This window comes from Ereboglobus luteus (assembly GCF_003096195.1).
In the GTDB taxonomy this organism is placed as follows: domain Bacteria; phylum Verrucomicrobiota; class Verrucomicrobiia; order Opitutales; family Opitutaceae; genus Ereboglobus; species Ereboglobus luteus.
On sequence record NZ_CP023004.1, the window covers coordinates 2,515,519 to 2,538,104 of the forward strand.

Below are 22,586 nucleotides of genomic sequence, written 5' to 3' on the forward strand. Positions count from 1 at the left end.
CGTTATAGTGCGCCTTTGCTTACTTTTGCGCGGGCGCGGATGGCGCGGCGGGTGTCGGGGCGACTGCCGCTTTGACGTCGCCGCCGTTGTCGGCGAGGCGCTGGTAGAGGGCGAAGCGGTCGTTGACTCCTTTTTGAGCCTCGGCTTCGAACACCGCCACTTGCTCCGGCGACACGGAGCGGGCCACCAGTTTGTAGCGGTTTTCGGCGCGGGTAAACGTGCTCAGCTCGCCTTTCGGCGCGGCGCTGTCGAGTTGCATCGGGTTCTTGCCTTCTGCGGCGCGACGCGGGTCGTAGCGGAAGAGCGGCCAATAGCCGGTTTCCACGGCGAGTTTCTGGCGGTCGAAGCCTTCATACATGGCCTTGAAGCCGTGCGAGATGCAGGGCGCGTAGGCGAGGATGAGCGAGGGGCCGTCGTAGGACTCGGCTTCGCGGATGGCGTTGAGCGTTTGCGCGTCGCGGGCACCCATGGCCACGCGGGCCACGTAGACGTTGCCGTAAACGGTGGCGAGGAGCGCGAGGTCTTTCTTGCCGGTGGGCTTGCCGCCGCCGGCGAACTTCGCGGTTGCACCGAGGGGCGTCGATTTCGAGCACTGGCCTCCCGTGTTGGAATAGACTTCGGTGTCGAGCACCATGATGTTCACGTTGCGGCCCGAGGCGATGACGTGGTCGAGGCCACCGTAGCCGATGTCGTAGGCCCAGCCGTCGCCACCGAAGATCCAGACGGATTTTTTGACGAGGTAGTCGGCGACTTTTTCGAGTTCGCGGGCTTGCGGGTCGTTGATGCCGGCGAGGGCGGTTTTCAGTTCCGCAATCTTGGCGCGGAGCGCGGCGATGGCGGGATCGTTCGACTGGTCGGCGGTGAGGATGGCGTCAACGAGCGGCTGGCCGATTTGCGCGGCGAGGGCGTTGAGGAGGCGCTTGGCGCGGTCGGCGCTGCGGTCCATCGAGAGGCGCATGCCGAGGCCGAATTCGGCGTTGTCCTCGAAGAGCGAGTTGGCCCAGGCGGGGCCGCGTCCGTCCTTGTTTGTCGTGTAGGGCGTGGTCGGGAGGTTGCCGCCGTAGATGGAGGAGCAGCCGGTGGCGTTGGCGATGACGGCGCGGTCGCCGAAGAGCTGGCTGACGAGTTTGATGTAGGGTGTCTCGCCGCAGCCGGCGCAGGCGCCGGAGAACTCGAAGAGCGGGTCGAGGAATTGCACGTTCTTCGGCGTGTCGGCCTTGAAGCTGGCGCGGTCGATCGAGGGCAGGTCGAGGAAGAACTTGAAGTTGGCGCGCTCGCGTTCGCGGATCGGGTATTGCTCGACCATGTTGATGGCGCGTTTCTTCGGGTCGGCCTTGTTTTTGACCGGGCAAACGTGCACGCAGAGTTCGCAGCCGGTGCAATCCTCGACGGCGACTTGAAGGACGTAATTGTTGCCCTTGTATTCCGTGGATTTGAAGGGCACGGACTTGAAGCCCTCGGGCGCCTTGCTGAGGAGCGCGGGGTCGAAGAATTTGGCGCGGATGGCGGCGTGCGGGCAGGCTTGCACGCATTTGTTGCACTGGATGCAAATGGAGGCGTCCCATTCGGGAACCGTGGCGGCCATGTTGCGTTTTTCGTATTGGGCGGTGGCGGAGGGCCAGGTGCCGTCAACGGGAAATGCGGAGACGGGGAGGTCGTCGCCGCGGCCGGCGAGGATCATGCCGGTGACGTTGCGCACGAAGTCGGGCGCGTCGGTGGGCACGGGGGGCTGGCGGAGCGCGGTGGAGTCGGCGGCGGCGGGAATCTTGACTTCCTTGAGCGCGGAGAGGGCGGCGTCGATGGCGCGGAGGTTTTGGTCAACGATTTCCTGGCCTTTTTTCGAGTAGGATTTGATCGCGGCCTTTTTGATGTTGTCGATGGCTTCGTCAACGGGGAGCACTTCGCTCAGTTTGAAGAAGCACACTTGCATGACGGTGTTGGTGCGGTTGGCGGGGAGGCCGGCGGAGCGGGCGACGGCACTGGCGTCGATCGCGTAAACGCGGAGTTTTTTGGCGATGATTTCCCGCTGCGTCTCGGCGGAGAGGCGGTGCCAGGCGGTTTCGGTGTCGCCGGGGGCGTTGATGAGGAGGATGCCGCCCTCGGAGGCGCAATCGACGACGGGTTGCTGGTCGAGGAGGTTGAACTGGTGGCAGCCCACGAAGTCGGCGTTCTTGATGAGGTAGGGCGCGCGGATGGGGCGGTCGCCGAAGCGGAGATGCGAGACGGTGAAGCCGCCGGATTTCTTGGAGTCGTAAACGAAGTAGCCCTGGGCGTATTTGCCGGCGTCGACACCGATGATTTTGATGGTGTTTTTGTTGGCGCCGACTGTGCCGTCGGAACCGAGGCCGAAGAAGACGGCGCGGGTGAGCGTTTCGTCGAGGCTTTCGATGTCGAGGGTGTTGTCGTAGGGGAGCGAGAGGCCGGTGAGGTCGTCGTTGATGCCGATGGTGAAGGTTTGTTTCGGTTTGTCCTTGGCGATTTCCTCGTAAACGGCGGCGACCATCGGGGGCGTGAATTCCTTGGAGCCGAGGCCGTAGCGGCCGCCGGTGATCTTGATGCGCGTGGCTGGAGTATGCTCTCGAATCGCGCTGCTGCTATATACGCCACCTATTTGAATGTGCGAATTTTGATGAGAAAGCATTCCCTTATCCTCGCCGTGGCGGACGGCGGCGACGACGTCGAGATAGAGGGGCTCGCCAAACGCGCCGGGCTCCTTGGTGCGGTCGAGGACGGCGATGGCCTTGATGGTTTTCGGGAGCGCCTTGAGGAAGGCGTCGACGGGGAACGGACGGTAGAGGTTGACGGAGAGGACGCCGGTTTTTTGGCCCTTTTTGTTGAGCCATGCGGCGGTCTCGGCGGCGGTCTCGGCGCCGGAGCCCATGATGACGATAACGTGCTCGGCGTCGGGCGCGCCCTCGTAGTTGACGAGGCCGTATTTGCGGCCGGTGGCGGCGGCGAACTTGTCCATCTCGGCCTGCACGATGGCGGGGACGGCTTCGTAGAATTTATTGCAGGATTCGCGGGCCTGGAAAAAGACGTCGGGGTTTTGGGCGGTGCCGCGGATGGCGGGCGCGTCGGGGTTGAGGCCGCGGGAGCGGAAGGCGGCGAGCGCGTCGGCATCGATCATCGAGCGGAGGATGTCGTCGCTAATGCGATGCACGGTGTTGATTTCGTGCGAGGTGCGGAAGCCGTCGAAGAAGTGGAGGAAGGGGACGCGCGACTTGAGGGTGGCGGCGTGGGCGATGGCGGCCATGTCGTGCGCCTCCTGCGGGGAGTTGGCGGCGAGCATTGCCCAACCGGTCTGGCGGCAGGCCATGACGTCGGAGTGGTCGCCGAAAATGGAGAGCGCGTGCGTGGCGAGGGTGCGCGCGGTGACGTGCATGACGCAGGGGGTGAGTTCGCCGGCGATCTTGAACATGTTGGGGATCATGAGCAGGAGGCCCTGAGAGGCGGTGAAAGTGCTGGTGAGCGTGCCGCCCATGAGCGAGCCGTGCATCGCGCCCGCGGCGCCGGCTTCGGATTGCATTTCAACGACTTCGGGGATGTGACCGAAGAGGTTGGTCTTTTTCTGAACACCCCAGTCGTCCATGAATTCCGCCATCGGGGTGGACGGCGTGATGGGATAGATCGTGAAGACCTCCGTCATTTTATAGGCGACATGCGCGACGGCTTCATTGGCGTCGATGGTGGCCGGTTTGGATTTGGTGGTTTCGGAGGCGGCTTGAGTTGCGTTCATTGTTTCTAAATTATGAATTAACCTGTTTGTTTTTAAAAAATTATGAAATTAAGTGGAGATGATGAAAAACTGGGCTGATTGAAGGCGGGCGTTTTTTGAAATCGGGGGAAAATATGTCGTAATTATTTAAATAGATATTCGGCAGAGTAGCAGAGTCAACCAGTGGGATGGTTTTTGGAAAGATAAAATGAAAAAAAATGAGCTGATTTTGACCAAATCCTGCGCATATATTGCTTTTTCGTTCTCAATGAACACCGAGTGCCTGACGTGCTGCTTAAGATTGGTATACGTGAATATGTATATTTTGTTCAAAATTGTCGGATTTAAGGCAATTTATGCGCAATTTTCGGTAATTTGTGCTGGTTTTGACGCAGTGGCAGCTTGAAGAGAAATGCACGTGGCGCATCAAATGGGGGAGGGCAGTTTCGCCGTTCCGCGCAACGGCGACATTCCGACAACCGCTGTGTTTGCCACTCGTAATTCTCGGCGCGCTCGGCGAGCACACCCCCACCTGTTGAAAATCAAAGCTGGTTTGTGAATTGTGTAACCCCAATAGGTTACGCTTTGGATGAAAACAGTCCCATTTAGGCTGTCGGAAATGGAATCCCGTTTTTGGTTGGGATTCGCTATTCCTCGTCCAGCGCGGGCAGGATTTCCAGATTGGTGTCGCCGTTGGGAAGGGCGGCTAGATGCCAGCGCTGGCGGGTTATTTTTTTCAGGAAGGCGCGGTCATGGCTGACGAGCAGCATGGCGCAAGGGCAATCCGCGAGCGCTTCCTCGAGGCAGAGAATGCTCGGCAGGTCCATGTGGTTCGTGGGTTCGTCCATCACGATCAGGTGCGGGCCGCGCACGATGCCGAGCGAGAGCAGGAGCTTGCGCACTTCGCCGGGGCTGGGCTGCGCGCTTTCAAGCAGGCGGGCGGGGCGCGAGCCGAGTCGGCTGATCGTTGTCATGATGCGGCCGCGCTCGTCGTTGGGGTGCAGTTTGATTTTTTCCAACAGCGCGCGCGAATCCTCCGCGGAAATTTCCTGTGGCACGCGCACGAGTTTGTCCCCGGGGATTTGTAGGTTGGAGAGGATGTGCCGGATGAGCGTGCTTTTGCCGGAGCCGTTTGCGCCGGTGAGCGCGATGCGGTCGGCGCCGCCGATGGCGAGCTCGGGAAAATGCAGATGGCGGTTTTCGTTTTCGCCGAGCGGGAGCTTGCCCGCGGGCAGGCGCAGCAGGAAGTCGCGCGGCGAGTAGGATGCGCCGTCGATCCAGATGCCGGTTTCGTAACGCTTGGTGACTTGGATGGAGGCGCGCTCTTTTTCGACCCGGGCGGCGCGGCCGCGCATTTGCCCGGCGAGTTTGTTGGCGTAGGCGTCCTTGCCGGTGAGTTTGGCGAGGCCGCGCATGGCGCGTCCGTCAGGGTCGTTTTTGGTGAGCTTTTTCTGGTGCGAGCCGCGGGCGGCGGCGGCTTTTTGCTCGGCGATGACGCGGCGGCGCTGCGCCTCGGCGCGCAGACGGGCGGCGGCGTGTTTGAGCGCGTCGCTTTCGTTTTGCGCGGTTTGCTCCTCAATGTCCTGCTGGGCGAGCGCCTCGGTGATGTTTCCGGGGCGGAGCGTGGCGCGTCCATGGTCGAGCATGAGGCACCGGGTGCAGAGTTCGTCGAGGAGTTCGCGGTCGTGGCTGACGAGGATGCCGGCGCCGTGGTAGTTTTTCAGGACTTGGATGAGAAGTGCGCGCGCGTCGGAGTCGATGTGGTTGGTCGGTTCGTCGAGCGCGAGGATGGCGGGCTCCCTCCAGAAGGCCGTCGCGATTTGCGCGCGCTTGCGCTCGCCGTGGCTGAGTGTGTGCCAGCGCTCGGGCCAGTCGTCGCCGATGCGCAGGCGCGATTTGAGCGCGGAGGCGTCGGGCGCCCAGATGAAATCCTCGAAGAACGGCGGCGGGTCGTCGGTGCGCTGGGCGACGTAGAGCGCGAGGCCGTTTGCGTGCGCGCTGCCGTGCGCGGGCGCGAGCGCGCCGGTGGCGATTTGGAGCAGCGTGGTTTTGCCGGAGCCGTTTGCGCCGACGATGCCGGTCCAGGTGCGGGCGGGAAATTGCACGGTCAGGTTTTCAAAGATTGGCGCGCCCATGCCGGGATAGGAAAACTCGATGTCGGTGAGCGTGAGTTGTGCGGAAGACATTGCGGAAATTTTGGATTTTCGATTGCGGATTTGACGGACTGTCAGCCTTGCGGCCTCGGTAGGATTTGGGAAACCCGCGACAATGATGACGTGTGTCGCGGACCGGATAAACTTGAATGTCCGCGAAACCATCCGCGTCCGGGGGACGCGTAGGGAATGCGGTTCAAAAATAAGTTTAGCGAATCGAAATCATATTGGCCCGGACGACTGCGCCGCCGAGTGGAAAACATGTAGAACAGGTTTCGCGGATTCGTCCAGTTTCAAAAAAACAGCGGCGCGAGCGACTCGTGCCGCGTTCTCATTCCCGGGGTTCAGAGCATGTTTTCCAGGAATGCGCGGGCGCGCTTGTGGATGGGGTTCTCGAAAAACTCGGCGGAGGGGCGCGCCTCTAGGATTTCGCCGTTGTCCATAAAAATAACCCGGTTGGCGACTTCGCGGGCGAAAGCCATCTCGTGCGTGACGACGAGCATGGTCATGCGGGCCTCGGCGAGCTGGCGCATGGTGCGCAGGACTTCGCCCGTGAGTTCGGGGTCGAGCGAGGACGTGGGTTCGTCGAAGAGCATGATTTCGGGGCGCATGGCGAGGGCGCGGGCGATGGCGAGCCGTTGTTTTTGCCCGCCGGAAATTTGCGAGGGGTAGGCGTCGCACTTGTCCCAGATGCCGACTTTGTTGAGGAGGATTTCGGCCTCGGGGAGAATGTCAGCGCGGGCGCGCCTGGCCACGGTCATCGGCGCGGCGATGACGTTTTCCAGCACGGTCATGTGCGGGAAAAGGTTGAAGTGCTGGAACACCATTCCCATGCGCGCGCGGATGCGGCGGACCTTGGAGTCGGGCGCGTGGCGGCAATGCCCGTCGGGCGTGGTGTGCGCGAGGTTGTCGCCCCCGATGTCGATGCGCCCGCTGTCGATTTTTTCGAGGCGGTTGAGGCAGCGCAGGAATGTGCTTTTGCCGGAGCCGGAGGGGCCGATGATGGCGACCACTTCGCGTTCGGCGAGGTCGAGCGAAACGCCCTTGAGAACTTGGAGCTCGCCGAAACTTTTGCGGACATCGACCGCCCTGATCATTGTCTTTTTCTCAGTCATAGACGGCGTAGTGTTTTTCCATGCGCTGGAAGACCCAGGTGAGCAGGAAGGTCATGAGCAAATAAAAGACGGCCGCGACGACGAAGGGCGCGGGGCTGAAATCGCGGAGCACGATGCCGCGGACAACTTTCAACAGGTCGCTGAGCGCGAGTACGTAGATGAGTGAGGTGTCCTTGACGAGCGTGATGGTTTCGTTGCTGAGGGGCGGAAGGACGCGCTTGATGACCTGCGGCATCACGATGTGGCGCATCGTTTGCAGGTAGGTGTAGCCGAGAACCTTGGCTCCCTCATACTGGCCCTTGTCGATCGACTGGATGCCTGCGCGGAAAACCTCGGAAAGGTATGCGGCGTAGTTGAGCGTGAAGGCGATGACTGCGGTGAGAAAATCGGGGAGGATGATCGGAAAGCCGGGGATGTTTGGCAGCGCGAAATAGATAAAGAACATTTGCAGCATGAGCGGCGTGCCGCGCATGAGCCAGATGTAGGCGTTGACGCCGGCGGTGAGCAGGCGAAAACGCGAGATGCGCATGAGCGCGAGCGCGAGGCCGAGCGGCATCGCAAGAATCACCGTGATGAAAAACAGCTCAAGCGTGACCCGGGCTCCGTGGAGAAGCGGGACGATGTTGTTGAACAGAGTGTCCATTCGTTTGCCTCGAATGATTAACCCGCGCGCGGCCCTTGATTTGGCGCCGCCGGGGACGCGAGGATGGGTTTGGTGTTATTTGATGACGTTTCCGCCAAACCACGCACGGGAGATGTGCACGGCGGTGCCGTCCCGTTTCATTTCGTTGAGCACATTTTGCAGGCGCTCGAGAAGGTCGGTGTCGTCCTTGCGCACACCGATGCCGTATTCCTCGGTGCCAAAGTGTTCCCAGAGGATGACGTAATTTTCCGGTTTTTTGGCGACGTAATAACGGCCCACAACCTCGTCCACGACGACGGCGTCGAGGCGTCCAATTTCCAAGTCCATGAGCGCGGTGACGTTGTCGGCGTATGTTTTCATTTCACTGAAACTTTCAAATGCCTTGGTGTCGCGCTTGACGGCGTCAATCGCGCTGCTGCCCTCCTGGATTCCGATGACTTTGCCGGCCAGCGCGTCCTTCGTGCGAATGGGGGATTTCGACGAGACGACGATGACTTGGTGGTTCTCCATGTAGGGATCGGTGAAGGCGATTTTCTCCTTGCGCTCCTCGAGGATTGTGAGGCCGTTCCAGATGACATCGATGCGCTTGCTGGAGAGCTCCGCCTCCTTGGAGTTCCAGTCGATGGGCTTGAACTCGACGGCGCAACCCATGCGCTTGAACGCCTCGCGAGCCATGTCTATGTCGAAGCCGACGATGTTGTGCTGCTCGTCGCGAAAGCCCATGGGCGGAAAACTGTCGTCGAGTCCGACGACGATTTTTTGGTTTTGCGCGCTGCCGGAAGCGCCCGTCCGAGCGGAATCATTTTTGCCGCAAGCCGCGAAAAGAAGGCTCGCAGCCAGCGCGACCAGGACGGAAAAGAGTCTAATTTGCATGTGTCAATAGACTTAAAACAGAGGCGAAAGGTCAAGACGCATGTTCCATACACAGCCGCCCGGCGGGGCGCGGCCGATTGTTTGGAAACGCGCTTTGGCGGTGCTTCATTATGCGAGCAACGATTTGAGATCGGTGAGTGTGAGTTTTGCGCTGAGTGCGTCGCTTGCCTCGAAGACGTCGGAGAGCAGCGCGCGTTTGCTTTCCTGAAGCTGGAGAACCTTTTCCTCAACGGTGCCGCTGCAAATGAGTTTGTAGCTGGTGACGACTCGTTTTTGCCCGATGCGGTGGGCGCGGTCGGTTGCCTGCGCCTCGACTGCGGGATTCCACCACGGGTCGAAGTGCACGACGGTGTCGGCGGCGGTGAGGTTGAGGCCGGTGCCGCCGGCCTTGAGCGAGATGAGAAAAACGGGAGGTTCGGGCGCGCCGGCGGGCGGATTGTTGAAGCGGTCAACCTCGGCCTGGCGCGCGCGAACGGACATGGAGCCGTCGAGATAGGCGAAGGGGATTTGCTGCGCGTCGAGCTCCTCGCGGACGAGTGCTAGGAGTTTTGTGAACTGGGAAAAAACGAGCAGGCGGTGTCCGTCGTCGATGGCCTCGGAGAGGATTTCGCGGAAGGCGGCCAGTTTCGCGGAGGCAAAATTGGAGGAGTCCGGAGATAGGATGGTGGAGGAGCCGCTGTCAGGGTAGGGCGAACCCTCCGGGTGAGCCGCATCCCGCACCGGCTCAGCCGGAGGCTTCGCCCTACCTAGCAGCCTCGGGTCGCAGCAGACTTGGCGGAGGCGGAGAAGCTGGGTGAGCGTGGCGAGGCGGATTGCGTTTTCACTGGCGCCACTGGTTTCGAGGGCGAGAAGTTCGCGCTCGGTGTTTTGCTGCACGTCGCGATAGAGGGCGGCTTGGGCGGGCTCGAGTTCGCAGTAGATGACCTGCTCGATTTTCTCGGGAAGCTCGGGGGCGACGGCGGTCTTGGTGCGGCGCAGAATGTAGGGCGCGGTGCGGGCGCGGAGGCGCTCGTCGTGCCATGCGCGTTCGTCGCCGCGCGCGCCGGGCGGAACGGGGGCGAGGTAGCCGGGCATCAGGACTTCGAAAAGCGAGCGGAGGTCGTCGAGCGAGTTTTCGAGCGGCGTGCCGGTGAGCAGAAAACGCGAGCGGGCGCGAAGGGATCGGAGTGTGCGCGCGTTTTGCGTGCGGCGGTTTTTGAGATGCTGGGCCTCGTCGGCGATGAGAATGTCGAATTCGATTTTTGAAAAAAACGCGCTGTCTCGGGCGAGCGTGCCGTAGGAGGTGATGATCAGGTCGTGCGAGGCCGCGTCGGCCGCGCGGGCGAGGCGGTTGTTGCCGTGATGGATGAATGCGCGGAGCCGCGGGGTGAAATGCGCGGCCTCGCGCCGCCAATTTTCGACGAGGCTGGCGGGGCACACGACGAGACCGGGCGCCGCGCCGGAGCCCGGTGATTCCGAGTGCGCGGCGGCGAGTAGCGCGAGCGCCTGAAGGGTTTTGCCGAGCCCCATCTCGTCGGCGAGGATTCCGCCGAGCTTGTGGTTGCGGAGATGCCAGAGCCAGGCGGCGCCGATGCGCTGGTAGGGGCGGAGCAGGGCGTCGAGTTGCGCGGGCAGGGGCGCGGGCGCGAGCTTGGAAAGATTGCGGAGCGCCTCGCTGCGCGCGCGCCAGGCGGCGGGCGGCTGGAAGTGCGGGGCGATTTCCTCGATTATGCCCTCGGCCTCGGCGAGCGCGGCGGCGGGGATGCGATGCGTGCGGCGCGCGGCGGGCGCAAGGCCGGTGTTGTCCGATGCGAGGGCGTTTTGCGCGCGCGCGAGCCGGTCGAGTTGCGCGGGCGGGACGAGGTAGATGCGTTTGTTTTCGGCGTCCTCAAGATAGGAGCGGCTGGAGGCGATGGCGTCGTGTATTTTGTTTTCGGACACACCCTCCGCGCGGAGTCCGAGGGTCAGGTCGTAGCCGCCGGAGGCGGCGGGCGTGGCGTCGCAGGCAACTTCGGCGCGAGTGATGCGGGCGGTGTTCTTCTTGAAGTTGTCGGTGAACCCGGCGTGGTAGGTGTCGCGGAGATCGTCGCCGTGGGCGGCGAGGAAATTCAGGACTTTGTGGCGGTTGCGCAGCCACCATTTGCGATTCGACGGTTCGAGCGCGAAGCCGTTGGTTTTGAGCAAATCGAGTATTGTGTGGTAGGAAACGGATTCGCGGCTGGGCAGCGAGATGGCGAGGTAGTGCTCGGAGCCGTCGACCAGAAGGCCGGATGCCAGAGTGCCGGAGGAGGAAGACGCGGAGAGGTTGGGTTTTCGGTTGCCGCTTTCTGGCTTTCTGGCCTCTGGAATTCTTGCCTCCGGTTCCCCGGCCTCTTGCAAATGCTCGCTGGCGCCTTGAAGGGCGGCGTCATTCCATGCGAGAGAAACGGCGGGTTTGTTTATCCAGAAAAACAGCGGTTGTCCGGCGAGGGCGGCGATGAGCTGGCGCAGTTGGGCGCGGGTGAGTTGGATGAAGGCGGGCGGTTTTTGCGAGTTGCACCACGTTTGGATGAGCGCGAGCGCGGGGAGCAATGCCGCGGCTGGCGGAGCGGCGAGATCGATTTCGAGTTTGATCGGAATCGCATCGCGCGCGGCGGCGGCGGGAAGATTGGGCGGCAGATAAATACGGAGCATCAGCGAGAAGAGAATTGGATATCAGGATTGCCGGGCAGGCGGCCCGCGTCACTGCCGGAGTCAGGGGAAATATTTTTTTCGGGCCTTCACCTGCACGATTCGTTTTTCGGGAAGGATGTAGGCGGTGAGTGCGCCACCCATGACGCACGCGGTGTCGATGCCGAGCGACCATTTGAGCTTGTAGGTTTCAGGGCGCGGAGTGTGGCCGTAAACGACAAAGGGCGGGCCGCTCCAGAGATCGGCCCAAAAGGGCGCGTTGGGCGCGTCGGCGCGCTTGCGGGGGCGGCCCCCGGCGTCGATGACCTGGATGTTGGTGACGGTTTCCGCGGATTGTTTTTGCCAGGGGATTCCGGGAAGAAAACCGCCGTGCACGAAGACGGTGTTGAGCGTTTCCTCGTGGTGGGTGAGGGGCATTTGACCGATGTATTCCCAGTCGGCGGGCCGGAGCTTGGAGAAGGTGTCGATGTCGGTTTCGCGGAGATGCGAGGGATCCTTGGTTTTGTGGTAGGCGAGGAGGCGCAGCTCGTGGTTGCCGAGGAGGGCGGTGGCGTGGTGCTGGCGCGCGAGGTCGATGACCTTGCAGGAGTCGGGGCCGCGGTTGACGAGGTCGCCGAGCAGGATGAGCCGGTCGTCTTTCGCGAGGTTGAGAAGGGCGAGCAGGTCTGAAAATTCTTGGTGGCAGCCGTGGATGTCTCCGATGGCGATGATGCGTCCGGTCATTTTTTTCGATTTGCAGAAATTGACTGGCAGCACGGGCCGCCTCAAGTAAACAAGTTGGGTGATGGAAATATCGATACAGCCTCAGGCAACCGTTTGTTGGGTTTCGCAGCAGCCTTTCGTGGAGGGGCGGCGCGTGGTGAGCGTGCTGCTGCGCGGGCGGCAGAATCCGGATGAGATTATGAGGCGCGACATGCTGGAGTCGGAAGCGGGCAACTTCGTCGCCGACGGGCCGTTGATGTGCCGCTGGGTGCGCGAATACAAGCCGCGCAAGGCCAACGAAAACCCGGAGCGCGAGCTCAAGCTGACCGCGGAAAACCTGTTCATGACGCTGGTCGATCCGGCAACGGAACTGACGCCGGAGACGGAGCGGCTGGTGAAGTTTCTGGCGCTGATGCTGGAGCGAAAACGCGTGTTGCGCCCGAAAGGTCGCTCGGCGGACGGAAGCAAGAATCTCTACGAGCACGCAAAAACAAAACAAATGATCGAGGTGCCGGGCGGCGAGCTGACGCCGGAATTTTTCATGCAAGTGCAGGAGCAGCTGAGCGTGCTCGTGGGCGGTGGCGAACCGAAGGAAACGGAGCCGGAGGCGGAAGTGAAAGCGGAGGCCGTAGCCGAAACGGAAGCCGAGCCCGCATCGCCGCAAGAACCGGAGACGGAAGTAGCGATTTCTCAGGACGTGCCGGAATCGCAGCAGGAGCCGGCGCAAGATTCGCAGGAGCAGCAGGACGACGAGAAGCCGGTGACGCAGGAAGGGTAGGGCGTTCCGAGCAAAGCGACAGTTTAACCCTGTCCCGGTGAGCCGCGAACAATGCGGCATGCAAAATCGACCCCGCCTGGGGCTTCGTCCTACCGCGATTGCAGGCTGAATTTGTTCAGGCCGGTTTTGCGGCAGGCATCCATCACGAAGGCGAGTGTTTTGAGCGGGGTGTCCTCGTCGGCGCTGATCAGCACGGGAATGTCGCGGCTGACCTGTTTCACTTGTTGGAGCAGATCGACGAGTTGGGCTTCTGTGGCTGGTTTGCCTCCGAAAAGGATTGTGCCGTCTTTCTCAATCGCAATGGTGACGCCCTCGACGTTGAACTGGTTGGAGCCGGCGGTGTCGACTTTTGGGAGCGTGAGGTTGAGCGTTTGCGTGTTGGCGAAACGCATCGTCACAAACGCAAAAAAGACGAGCAGCACGAGCACGTCGATCAGGGGCACCAGCGGCAGTTCGGGCCGGTGGCGGCGTTTGACGCGTAATCCCGTTGCGCTCATGCGGACTTGGTGAGTTGGTTGCCCTCGGAGGCGTCGCCGCCGTCGGTTTTGCGATACTGGAGCACGCGCTCGAGGAGCACGTCGAGCTTGGCGGCCTGCGCGTCGATGCGTCGCTGGAGGTAGCCGTTGCCGATCAGCGCGATGACCGCGACAACAAGACCGAGCAACGTGGCCGAGAGCGCGTAGCCGACGCTTTCGGTGAATTGCACCGGGTCGGGCATTTTTGTGACCGGGTCGATTTTTGAAAACGCTGCGAGCAGGCCGGACACCGTTCCGATCAGCCCGATGAGCGGCGCGCCCGTGTAAATGACATCCAGGTAGCTGACGCCGCGCTCCATTTTCATGACTTCGAGGCGGGCGTAGGCCTTGGCGCCCTCCATGTCGCCCGGATGCCGTTCGACAAATCCGATGATGCGTCCGAGCGCCGAGTGCGTGCCGGAGACGATGTTTTGCCCGCCGAGCACGGAGTCGGCGAGGTCGATCGGGATGATGGCGGATTCGCGGAGCGCGATGCTGCGTTCGCAGATGATGAAGATTGCGGCGACGGAACAGAAACCGAGCGGGTAGGCGAGCAGGCCGGCTTCCTTGATGATGCGCATGCCATCAATGGCGGAAAGGAGGGTCGTCATTAACATGTATGTCGTGAATGTATGGCGTGATCTGACGCGGTTTTATAGAAAAATGTTCAGAATATTTTTTTGGCCCTTCCCTGCGATAAGAAAAACGACTTGGGCCAAAATCGCGCGCGACTCGAAATTCCGGCGCGAAACGCGTTTTGCTTCGCAAGCGCGCGCCTTCGTGACATCAAGCCGTTCCCGGGCGCATCCATTGCCGCGCGCGGTTCGCCAGAAAATCGATATACGCCGGCTGGTCGTTCAGGCACGGGATTTGTTGGAAGCACTCGCCGCCGGCATCGAGGAAGGTTTTTTGTCCGGCAACCATGAGTTCCTCGAGCGTCTCCAGGCAGTCGGTCACGAAGGCGGGCGAGAGCACGAGCAGTCGCTTGATGCCGCGGGCGGGTAGTTGCGCGAGGGTCTCGTCGGTGTAGGGCGAGAGCCACGGTTCGCCGACGAGGCGCGATTGGAAGGTGATCGAATACCGCTCCGGCGCGATTCCGGCGCGCGCGGCAAATCCGCGCGCGGTTCCGAGCACTTGGGCTCGATAACACGTCGCGTGCGCGGGCGAATCGACTTCGCAGCAGTCTTTCGCGCACAGGCAATGCGCGCGCGATTTGTCGGCTTCGCGCAGGTGGCGCTCCGGGATTCCGTGAAAACTGATCAGCAGGTGATCGTGCGGTTGCGCGAGATACGGTTTCGCCGACTCGACAAGCGCGGCCAGATAATCGTCGTCCTTGTAAAACGGCTGCACGCAGTCGATGCGCATTTGCGGCGCGAGCCGCGCGGCCTGCGCATAAACCTCCACGACGAGCGTTTCCCACGACGACATCGCGTAGTGCGGATATTGAGGGAAAAGCAAAACATGCCCCACGCCGTCCGCGGCCATTTGCGCGACCACCGACGCGATGGACGGCTTGCCGTAGCGCATGGCGAGATAAACCGTCGGTGGCGAGGGTAGGGCGAACCCTCCGGGTGAGCCGTTGCTTGGCGTCTCGATTGGCGCATTCGCAGTCGCCGCCGATTCCGGCTCAGCCGGAGGCTTCGCCCTGCTATCGCAGCCCAGCACCGCCGCCAGTTTTTCACGCACCGACATCGAGGTCACGACCAGCGGCGAGCCTTTCTCCGTCCAGATCGATGCATACGCATGGGCCGAGTTTTCGACGCGCCTCGGGATGATGATCCGGTTCACAAGCAACGACCGCAGCCATCGCGCGCGCGGACGGTCGATCACGCGCGGGTCGCCCAAAAACTCGGAGAGATAAGCGCGCACATCGGCCACGGCGGGCGAATCGGGCGAGCCGAGATTGACGAGGAGGACTGCGCGTTTGGACATGGGCGGCGGGCGGTGTGGTCGGTTTGTTTGATTGCGGCGCGAATTGCCCGACGGATCGCCAAAAATGTCAACGATGTTGGCTGTTGTTAACAATACGCGGGCCGGCTTTTCCACGGGGTTGCGCAATAGCAAGGCCTTGCGCGCGGCCTGGGCGCGCCGGGTGGTTTCCTTTCTCCCGTTGTCAACTATTGCGGGCGCTCCGTGTTCGGTGGCTGGATGCGAAACACCAAAACCAGCCCCGTCAAAACCGCCACCATGCCCGCGATTGCAAGCAAGGGCATGACATTTCCCAAGATTACGAAATCGAGAATCACGGTGACCACCGGCACGAGGTAAAACAGGCTGGTGACGTTGACCAGGTTTCCACTGCGGATCATCCGGTATAGCAAAAGTTGCGACCCGACGGAAATCACCAGACCCAGCCAAAGCAGCGGTATTATGAAACTCAGGTTGAGCTCAAAATGGAACGGTTGGAACGGGACGAAACACAGGCACAGCACCAGCGTCGCGAGATATTGCAGCGGCAGGACTTCAATGGATGGTTGCTGGATCCGTTTCTGCAACAGCGTGCCAAAGGTGATGCACAGCAGTGCGCCAAGCGCGAATAGCATGCCAAGCACGGACAACCTGGCCATCACCAAACTTTGGAAAACCACGAGCACCAGTCCGCCCAGCGCCAAGAGCAATCCGAGCAGGCGCCATGACGAGAATCGCCGCTCAGTCAGCAGCAACGTAAGAACCGGCTGCACACCCATCAGCGTGGCCAGCAATCCGGGGGTGATTCCGTGCGCCATGGCCTGAAAATAGCAGACTGAATAACATCCGATCAAAAGCAGTCCGACCCCGGCGACCTGCCAGCGGGTTCCCGGCTTGGGCAGCCAGCGGCGGCCTCGCAAACCGATCAGCAGCAGCGCGCCGAGCGCCAGGGAAAACCGCAGGATGAGGACCGCAAACACGGAGGAATGATCGAGCGCCCACCGGGTAAAGATCGCCGCGCTGCCCCATAGCAGCACAAACGCGCACATGATGGCGAAAACGGCCAATTTGGAAAATTTCGAATTCATTGCATGAATGCGGCATGGATGTGACAACGGGGCCGGTATCTTCCAAGCGCTGGATGGTTGATCTTCAGGAATTTTTGGCAGGTGATTTTTGACGTCGTTAGATTTTTTTACATTTGGAAAAATCACACCGGCCGCAAGAACAAGCTCTGATGCGCGTCGGCTATTTTCAAAAAAACGACACCGGCGCCCCGGGGATGGGGCTGTGGGCTGTTGCGTTCGTTAAGGGGGATTTGTTGCGCGCCAAAATGCAAACAGGGATGCCCGGAGCTGTCCTCTTTTCCAAGAAAACCGTTCCCTGTGGAGGCGCGAGATTGGTCGTATTGTGGTGAATTTAGGCGGGAATTTTTGCCTTTTGTTACGGCGGTAGCGTTGTTTTAATGCGCGTTTCTTAAATTCTTATGAGCAAACCACAGAAGCCCGTTGTTCTCATCATCCGCGACGGCTGGGGGAAAAATCCCCACGCCGAGCAGCACGCTTTTAATGCCGTCGAACTTGGCAATTGCCCGACCGACGCCATGTTGCACGCAAAATACCCCTGCACGCTTGTCAAGGCGAGCGGCCTCGACGTCGGCCTCCCCGACGGCGTGATGGGCAATAGCGAGGTCGGCCACGAAAATATCGGCGCGGGCCGCATCGTCGACCAGGAGCTCGTCCGCATCAATAAACTCTTCTCCGAAAAACGCCTCGCCGAAAACACCGTTTGGAAGGAAGCCCTCGAACGCGTCAAAACCCGCGGTTCCAATCTGCACTTCATGGGCATCGTTTCCGACGCGGGCGTGCACGGAATGCTCGAGCACCTTTACGGGCTTCTTGCGCAAGCCAAGGCCGACGGTGTCGCGCCGGACAAGGTTTTCATTCACGCCTTCACAGACGGGCGCGACACGCCCCCGACCAGCGGCATCGGCTTTGTGAAACAAGTCGGGGACAAGTGCCAGGAGCTCGGCATCGGCCGCATCGCCACGGTGTGCGGACGTTTCTGGGCGATGGATCGCGACAATCGCTGGGAGCGCGTCAGCAAGGCATACGATTTGCTCACGGGCCGCGCCGCCGTCGCCACCGCGCCGGACGCGATCGCCGCCGTCCAGCAATACTACGACAAGCCCCTCAGCGAGACGCAAAAGGGCGACGAGTTTGTCGCGCCGACCGCCATCCTCGGCGCCGACGGCAAGCCGGTTGCCTCGATTGCCGACGGCGACGCCGTTGTCTTCTACAACTACCGCGGCGACCGTCCCCGCGAAATCACGAAGGCCTTTGTCCTCGACAATTTCGACGGCTTCGATCGCGGCCAGAAACTCGACCTCTATTTCGCCACGATGGCCGAATATGAAACCGGCCTGCCCGTGCATGTGATTCTTCCGAAACCGCCCAAGCTGAAAAACATCCTCGGTGAAGTTGTCAGCAACGCCAACCTCGCGCAGTTCCGCTGCGCCGAGACCGAGAAGAACCCGCACGTCACCTTCTTCTTCAACAACTATCGCAAGGACCCGTTCCCGGGCGAGGAGCGCGCGTGTCCCGCCAGCCCGAAAGTGCCGACCTACGACATGCAGCCGGAAATGTCCGCTACCGAGGTTACGCGTCTCTCCAAGGAGGCGATTCTCTCGGGCAAGTTCTCGCTCGTCGTGGTGAACTACGCCAATCCCGACATGGTCGGTCACACCGGTTCGCTCCCCGCCGCGATCAAGGCGGTCGAGGCGACCGACAAGGGCGTCGGCGAACTCCTTGAGGCAGTCGCGCAAATGCAAGGCAGCGCCGTCGTCTGCGCCGACCACGGCAACTGCGAACAAATGTATGACCCCTCCGCCAAGGGCCCGCACACCGCGCACACGCTCAACCTCGTGGAAGTGTTTGTCGTCGGTGAAAAATATTCCGCGCGCAAAACCAAGATGCGCACAGGCGGACGCCTCGCCGACATCGCCCCGACGCTTCTCGCGCTCATGGGCCTGCCCAAGCCCGACGAAATGTCCGGCGTGAGCCTGGTCGTGGACGAGGAAACCCGTCCCCCGTATTGATTCGGATTCCGGAGGCGGCCGGCGCGATCATTGCGCGGCCGCCTTCCAAAAACATTCCGAGCCGCTCAGATTGGTTGTTTTCTGGCGATAAACTTATCGCAGCAAAATGCCTTTGGGCAGGGTGAAGCCTTGGGTTGAGCCGTGGCATTCCCGGCGCACCGGGACGGTTAGCCCTACCTCAAAATGTGACTGAATAAACCAAAACCGCCCTAATGGGCGCGGACTAGCGCGCTTGGGCGGCGGGTTCCAATTCAAAAACCTCCTCGGGCTTGAAGAACCGCTTGATTTCGATTTCCGCGTTTTCGACGCTGTCGGAGGCATGCACGACATTGATCATGCCGGACTCGCCAAAGTCGCCGCGAATAGTGCCCTTGGGGGCTTTTGAGGAATCGGTGGGGCCGAGCATCTCCCGGACGCGGGCGATGACATTTTCGCCTTGAAGCGCGACTGCGACCACCGGACGCGAGCTCATGAACTGCTCGAGTTTCGGGTAAAATGGAAAATGGGTGACGTGCGCGTAGTGAACGCGAAGCAGCGCCGGCGTGAGGATCATCATTTTACAGCCGATAATGGAAAAACCAGCCTGCTCAAAACGGGCAAGGACAGTGCCGACAAGTTTTTTGTCGAGGCAGTCTGGTTTAAATATGATAAATGTTCTTTGCATGTAGGTGAGTCAGGCAAGTTACGAAATAAATACGCACAAAGTGAAGCAAGATCTGCGTATATTGAGTCGAAAAACCCTTTTTTGTTGCATTATTTGGCGCAAAAATGCCCCAAACGCGGGTAATAATAATTCGTTTTCATAAATGGCATGGCCGTTTTTGGCAGGGCGGATTTGCTGTTTCGAGCAACAGTGACATTCCTCCAACCGCCATTTTTGCGGTCTCCGATTCCCGGCGTGCGGGCGCGCCGCGCTTGTTTTGCGAAGGGGCTTTTCTTGATGCATTGCTTGCGAAGCCCGCATTCTTGTTCAAAGGTTGTTTGACTGTTTAATATAATATGAACCCATCCGCAGCCAGTTTTCGCCGAACCAAGATTATCGTGACCCTCGGGCCCGCCACCGAAAGCGAGGAGATGCTCGAGAAAGCCATTCGCGCGGGGGCGGATGTGTTCCGGCTCAACATGGCCCACGCCAAGCACGATTGGACGCGCACAATCATCCGCCGCATTCGCGGGGTTTCGCAGCGCGTCGGGCGCGAGGTGGCGATCATGATGGACATCAAGGGGCCGGAAATTCGCACCGGCGATGTCGCCGCGCCCATCGAACTCAAGCCGGGCGAGATTTTCGACTTCACCATGCAGCCGGGCGACGATGGCGGAAGCAGCACGGAGATCCGCTCCGTGCATGTGAATTACAAGGACCTCGTCAACGATGTGAAGGTCGGCGACACCGTGCTTGTTGACAACGGGCTCATTCGCCTGGAAGTGCTCGAAAAACAGGACGCGCGCATACGCTGCCGCGTGCTGATTCCGGGCGAGCTGAAATCGAAGCGCCACATCAACCTGCCCGGCGTGCGCGTCAACCTGCCCTCGTTCACGGCCAAGGACAAGGGCGACACGATCATCGGCATCGAGGAGGGAATTGATTTTGTGGCGCTGTCGTTTGTGCGCGAGGCAAAGGACATCGAGACGCTGCGCGATTTTCTCAAGAAGCAGGATTCAAAGGCGGGCATCATTGCAAAAATCGAGGACCAGTCGGCCATCGTGAACCTCGACGAAATTGTGATGGCGACCGACGCGCTCATGGTGGCGCGCGGCGATCTCGGCATCGAGTGTCCGGTCGAGGAGCTGCCGATCATCCAGCGCAAGGCGGTGCAGGCCTGCCTCCGCCACGGCAAGGCGGTCATCATCGCCACGCACATGCTCGAGTCGATGATCACGCAACCGATGCCCACGCGCGCGGAGATTACCGATGTGGCAAACGCCGTCTTTGAGCTCGCGGATTGCGTGATGCTCTCGGGCGAAACAACCGTGGGCAAATATCCGATCGAAAGCATCGAATACCTCGACAAAATTTCGCGGCGCATCGAGCAATTGGAGACGGGGGAGGCCAGGCTGGTCAAAGTCGAGATTCCGGCGATTCCCGAAAAACTGAAAGTGCTGCGCTCGGCCGCGATGATGGCGGGAGAGATTGACGACGCGCGCATCATCACCTTCACGAGGCAGGGCGTGATTGCGCGCGGGCTGGCGGCGCTGCGCCCGGGCCGCGCGCCGATCATCGCGTTCACGCCGTATGTGGAAACGCTGCGCCAGTTGCGATTGTTGCGCTCGGTCATCGGAATCCTGATGCCGTTCGAGGCGAATCCCGACGACACGATTGACCATGCCATCGCGCATTTGAAACACACCAAGCAAGTGGACATCGGGGACAAGCTGGTGGTGGTCACCGACATCCTTTCGCACGACCGTCTCGTTGACAGCGTGCAATTGCGAACAGTGCGGTAACGGCAGTGGCGAGTCGTAGTGGGTGGCAGGCATAAAGTCACCCGCGGCTTTGCCGCAATATACTTTGAAAACACGACCATGGTGGACGCCTTTGAATTTCTGCCTGCCACTTCATTGTCGGCCACTTGCCCACGGTATTCCCAATCAGCGCAACTTTATGATTGAAAATGCCGGAGGCCTGCCATTGAAGAGCGTTTTGATCGAAGCCCTTTGTTCCCCATGAGCTCCTCTCCCCATGATTCCCCACTCAGCGTGCCGCCTTGCGCGGACATGCCGGTGGAGAAATCGCAGTGGTTCAGAAACGAGGTGCACGCTCATGACGCCAAGCTCAAATCCTACTTGCGCGGCGCGTTTCCCGCGGTTGACGCCGAGGATGTCGCGCAAGAATCCTATCTGCGCATTTGGCTGGCAAGCGTGGGGCAGCCGATCAAGTCGGCAAAGGCGTTTTTGTTCACTGTGGCCAGGCGTCTTGCGCTCGACACGATTCGCCACCGGAAAAAATCCCCAATAATTGCAGTGCCGGATTTGGCCGTGTTGAACGTCATGGATGAAGGCAGGGATGCCGCCGAGGCCGCGTCCACCAGTGATGAAATCGCATTGCTGGCGGAGGCGCTCGACTCGCTCCCCGCCCGTTGTCGTGAAATCATTATCCTTCGCAAATTCCAACATCTCTCCCAACGCGAGGTCGCCGAGCGCCTTGGCATCGCCGAGTGCACCGTCGAGGAGCAAGTTTATCGCGGCATCCGCCGCATGGAGGCGTTTTTCGTCCGGCGCGGCGTGATCAAGCCGTGGCAGGGCAAACGAGGCAAACGATGAGCAACCGCGCCGACAACAAGAGTGTTTCCGATGTCGCCGCCCGCTGGGTGGCGCGGCGCGACGCCGGGCTGACCCCTTTTGAAACGGAGGAGCTTCAACAATGGCTGGACGCGGACGAACGCCACCGGGACGCGTTCGATCATTACGCGCGCGCGTGGTCGGCTTTTGATCGTCCGGCTCGGGCGGGCGCGCAAGACGCGGTGATGCGCGAGCTTCAGGCGCGCTCGAAACGCAGGCGCGCGCGGCGGGTTAGCGCGATGTCCGGGGCTGCGTGCGCTTTTGCCGTGGTCTTGGTGTTTGCGCTCATGCGGCGGCAACCCGACGCGGGTGAATTGAGCCACGCCGGGGCGCAGCAGCAGTCGAGCGTGGTGGTCTCCCGGCCCGAGAGTCGAGTGCTTGAGGATGGTTCGACAGTGGAACTCAAGCCGGGCGCAATTATAGATGTGCGTTATGACGAAACAACCCGCCGCGTGATACTGGAGCGCGGCGAGGCGCATTTTCAGGTTGCGAAGGGACTTCCGCGCCCGTTCGTGGTCGAGGCCGGCGGCATGGAAGTGCGCGCGGTTGGCACGGCTTTCGCCGTGCAAATCGACTCCGCGCAAATGGAGGTTTTGGTGACCGAGGGCCGAGTCGCGGTGGAAAAAACGCAGTCTTCCGCGCCGGCGCCATTGGACACAACCGGCGGGGACGATGATCCCGGGGCGGAGTTGGATGATGCGCGGATACCCCCGACATTCGCGGCGGCATCGCCGGCCGTTCCCATCGTTCCCGTGGCGGTGCTCGGCGTGTGCGAACGCGTTGTTCTGGATATCACCATGCCCACGGTGACCGCGCCCGTCGTGACGCCGGTCTCGCCCGCCGAGCTCAATGCGCGCCTGTCCTGGCGCATTTCGAGACTGGAGTTTTCGTCAACGCCACTGGCGGAAACCGTCGCGCTGATCAATCGCTCCTCGCATTTGCCGGATGGGAGCGCGGGTGCGCGACTGGTGCTGGATCCGGCGTCGCCAGGGCTGGCGGCGGAACCCGTGAGCGGGGTTTTCCGCGCCGACAATATCGAGGCGTTTGTGCAAGTGCTCGGGTTGAGCATGGGCATTGAGGCCGAGCGCCGGGGTGACGAGATTATTTTGCGCAAGCCGCGGTAATGGCACTGCGTTTTGGCGGGCTCGGGCAAGGCTCA

Annotated in this window: 18 protein-coding genes; 6 read left to right on the forward strand and 12 right to left on the reverse strand. The window is 61.1% G+C overall.

Features of this window, described 5'->3' with window-relative positions:
• Positions 1-19: 19 nt before the first annotated feature.
• The 7 genes from nifJ to CKA38_RS09385 all read right to left on the reverse strand — a co-directional run bounded on the left by nifJ (position 20) and on the right by CKA38_RS09385 (position 11,871).
• Positions 20-3,736, reverse strand: coding sequence for a pyruvate:ferredoxin (flavodoxin) oxidoreductase (gene nifJ / locus CKA38_RS09350; protein WP_108825235.1), 3,717 nt, complete (start codon positions 3,734-3,736; stop codon positions 20-22).
• A gap of 626 nt (positions 3,737-4,362) precedes the next feature.
• The gene (locus CKA38_RS09360) at positions 4,363-5,901 is read right to left on the reverse strand and encodes an ATP-binding cassette domain-containing protein (RefSeq protein ID WP_108826520.1); all 1,539 of its coding nucleotides are present in this window, start codon (positions 5,899-5,901) and stop codon (positions 4,363-4,365) included.
• A 311-nt stretch (positions 5,902-6,212) separates the two neighbouring features.
• Positions 6,213-6,965, reverse strand: a complete 753-nt coding sequence (locus CKA38_RS09365) for an amino acid ABC transporter ATP-binding protein (RefSeq protein ID WP_108826521.1) — start codon at positions 6,963-6,965, stop codon at positions 6,213-6,215.
• A 10-nt stretch (positions 6,966-6,975) separates the two neighbouring features.
• A complete protein-coding gene (locus CKA38_RS09370) occupies positions 6,976-7,626 on the reverse strand; it encodes an amino acid ABC transporter permease (RefSeq protein ID WP_108825237.1) in 651 nt (216 codons plus the stop codon).
• Positions 7,627-7,701: 75 nt separating this feature from the next.
• Positions 7,702-8,493 carry an amino acid ABC transporter substrate-binding protein gene (locus CKA38_RS09375; RefSeq protein WP_425482499.1) on the reverse strand — a complete coding sequence of 264 codons (792 nt, stop codon included), beginning with the start codon at positions 8,491-8,493 and terminating at the stop codon, positions 7,702-7,704.
• Between the two features lie 114 nt (positions 8,494-8,607).
• Positions 8,608-11,151 carry a DEAD/DEAH box helicase gene (locus CKA38_RS09380; protein WP_108825239.1) on the reverse strand — a complete coding sequence of 848 codons (2,544 nt, stop codon included), beginning with the start codon at positions 11,149-11,151 and terminating at the stop codon, positions 8,608-8,610.
• Positions 11,152-11,211: 60 nt separating this feature from the next.
• Entirely contained in the window at positions 11,212-11,871 is a 660-nt protein-coding gene (locus tag CKA38_RS09385) for a metallophosphoesterase (RefSeq protein ID WP_108826522.1), read from the reverse strand.
• Between the two features lie 61 nt (positions 11,872-11,932).
• On the opposite strand from CKA38_RS09385, the gene CKA38_RS09390 reads away from it, so the two are divergent.
• Entirely contained in the window at positions 11,933-12,628 is a 696-nt protein-coding gene (locus CKA38_RS09390) for a hypothetical protein (protein WP_236918981.1), read from the forward strand.
• A gap of 89 nt (positions 12,629-12,717) precedes the next feature.
• Here CKA38_RS09390 and CKA38_RS09395 read toward each other — a convergent pair whose 3' ends face one another.
• The 4 genes from CKA38_RS09395 to CKA38_RS09410 form a co-directional block, all read right to left on the reverse strand.
• On the reverse strand, positions 12,718-13,125 hold the full coding sequence (locus tag CKA38_RS09395) for an ExbD/TolR family protein (protein WP_108825240.1): 408 nt from the start codon (positions 13,123-13,125) through the stop codon (positions 12,718-12,720).
• A complete protein-coding gene (locus CKA38_RS09400) occupies positions 13,122-13,760 on the reverse strand; it encodes a MotA/TolQ/ExbB proton channel family protein (RefSeq protein ID WP_236918982.1) in 639 nt (212 codons plus the stop codon). Before CKA38_RS09400 ends, CKA38_RS09395 begins: the two co-directional genes overlap by 4 nt.
• A 169-nt stretch (positions 13,761-13,929) precedes the next feature.
• Positions 13,930-15,075, reverse strand: coding sequence for a ferrochelatase (locus CKA38_RS09405; protein WP_236918983.1), 1,146 nt, complete (start codon positions 15,073-15,075; stop codon positions 13,930-13,932).
• Between the two features lie 185 nt (positions 15,076-15,260).
• Positions 15,261-16,139 carry a DMT family transporter gene (locus CKA38_RS09410; RefSeq protein ID WP_202863890.1) on the reverse strand — a complete coding sequence of 293 codons (879 nt, stop codon included), beginning with the start codon at positions 16,137-16,139 and terminating at the stop codon, positions 15,261-15,263.
• A 113-nt stretch (positions 16,140-16,252) separates the two neighbouring features.
• Between CKA38_RS09410 and CKA38_RS16395 the strand changes: the two genes are divergently transcribed.
• Both CKA38_RS16395 and gpmI read left to right on the forward strand, forming a co-directional pair.
• A complete protein-coding gene (locus CKA38_RS16395; protein ID WP_152032769.1) occupies positions 16,253-16,468 on the forward strand; it encodes a hypothetical protein in 216 nt (71 codons plus the stop codon).
• A gap of 69 nt (positions 16,469-16,537) precedes the next feature.
• On the forward strand, positions 16,538-18,148 hold the full coding sequence (gene gpmI, locus CKA38_RS09420) for a 2,3-bisphosphoglycerate-independent phosphoglycerate mutase (RefSeq protein WP_108825243.1): 1,611 nt from the start codon (positions 16,538-16,540) through the stop codon (positions 18,146-18,148).
• A 223-nt stretch (positions 18,149-18,371) separates the two neighbouring features.
• On the opposite strand, the gene ndk is transcribed toward gpmI, so the two are convergent.
• Positions 18,372-18,812 carry a nucleoside-diphosphate kinase gene (ndk, locus tag CKA38_RS09425; protein ID WP_108825244.1) on the reverse strand — a complete coding sequence of 147 codons (441 nt, stop codon included), beginning with the start codon at positions 18,810-18,812 and terminating at the stop codon, positions 18,372-18,374.
• Positions 18,813-19,147: 335 nt separating this feature from the next.
• Between ndk and pyk the strand changes: the two genes are divergently transcribed.
• The 3 genes from pyk to CKA38_RS09440 all read left to right on the forward strand — a co-directional run bounded on the left by pyk (position 19,148) and on the right by CKA38_RS09440 (position 22,551).
• The gene (gene pyk / locus CKA38_RS09430; RefSeq protein ID WP_108825245.1) at positions 19,148-20,593 is read left to right on the forward strand and encodes a pyruvate kinase; all 1,446 of its coding nucleotides are present in this window, start codon (positions 19,148-19,150) and stop codon (positions 20,591-20,593) included.
• 219 nt (positions 20,594-20,812) lie between these two features.
• Complete coding sequence (locus tag CKA38_RS09435) at positions 20,813-21,409, forward strand: RNA polymerase sigma factor (RefSeq protein ID WP_108825246.1); 597 nt, start codon at positions 20,813-20,815, stop codon at positions 21,407-21,409.
• Positions 21,406-22,551 carry a FecR family protein gene (locus CKA38_RS09440; protein WP_108825247.1) on the forward strand — a complete coding sequence of 382 codons (1,146 nt, stop codon included), beginning with the start codon at positions 21,406-21,408 and terminating at the stop codon, positions 22,549-22,551. Before CKA38_RS09435 ends, CKA38_RS09440 begins: the two co-directional genes overlap by 4 nt.
• Positions 22,552-22,586 lie beyond the last annotated feature (35 nt).

Bases quoted from the DNA above. Each gene is read 5' to 3' on its own strand.
- gpmI (WP_108825243.1), top strand. From the start codon at position 16,538: ATGAGCAAACCACAGAAGCCCGTTGTTCTCATCATCCGCGACGGCTGG.
- pyk (WP_108825245.1), top strand. From the start codon at position 19,148: ATGAACCCATCCGCAGCCAGTTTTCGCCGAACCAAGATTATCGTGACC.
- CKA38_RS09360 (WP_108826520.1), bottom strand. From the start codon at position 5,901: ATGTCTTCCGCACAACTCACGCTCACCGACATCGAGTTTTCCTATCCC.
- nifJ (WP_108825235.1), bottom strand. From the start codon at position 3,736: ATGAACGCAACTCAAGCCGCCTCCGAAACCACCAAATCCAAACCGGCC.
- CKA38_RS09370 (WP_108825237.1), bottom strand. From the start codon at position 7,626: ATGGACACTCTGTTCAACAACATCGTCCCGCTTCTCCACGGAGCCCGG.
- CKA38_RS09405 (WP_236918983.1), bottom strand. From the start codon at position 15,075: ATGTCCAAACGCGCAGTCCTCCTCGTCAATCTCGGCTCGCCCGATTCG.
- CKA38_RS09390 (WP_236918981.1), top strand. From the start codon at position 11,933: ATGGAAATATCGATACAGCCTCAGGCAACCGTTTGTTGGGTTTCGCAG.
- CKA38_RS09440 (WP_108825247.1), top strand. From the start codon at position 21,406: ATGAGCAACCGCGCCGACAACAAGAGTGTTTCCGATGTCGCCGCCCGC.
- CKA38_RS09435 (WP_108825246.1), top strand. From the start codon at position 20,813: ATGAGCTCCTCTCCCCATGATTCCCCACTCAGCGTGCCGCCTTGCGCG.
- CKA38_RS09380 (WP_108825239.1), bottom strand. From the start codon at position 11,151: ATGCTCCGTATTTATCTGCCGCCCAATCTTCCCGCCGCCGCCGCGCGC.
- CKA38_RS09365 (WP_108826521.1), bottom strand. From the start codon at position 6,965: ATGATCAGGGCGGTCGATGTCCGCAAAAGTTTCGGCGAGCTCCAAGTT.
- CKA38_RS09385 (WP_108826522.1), bottom strand. From the start codon at position 11,871: ATGACCGGACGCATCATCGCCATCGGAGACATCCACGGCTGCCACCAA.
- CKA38_RS09410 (WP_202863890.1), bottom strand. From the start codon at position 16,139: ATGAATTCGAAATTTTCCAAATTGGCCGTTTTCGCCATCATGTGCGCG.
- CKA38_RS09400 (WP_236918982.1), bottom strand. From the start codon at position 13,760: ATGTTAATGACGACCCTCCTTTCCGCCATTGATGGCATGCGCATCATC.
- CKA38_RS09395 (WP_108825240.1), bottom strand. From the start codon at position 13,125: ATGAGCGCAACGGGATTACGCGTCAAACGCCGCCACCGGCCCGAACTG.
- ndk (WP_108825244.1), bottom strand. From the start codon at position 18,812: ATGCAAAGAACATTTATCATATTTAAACCAGACTGCCTCGACAAAAAA.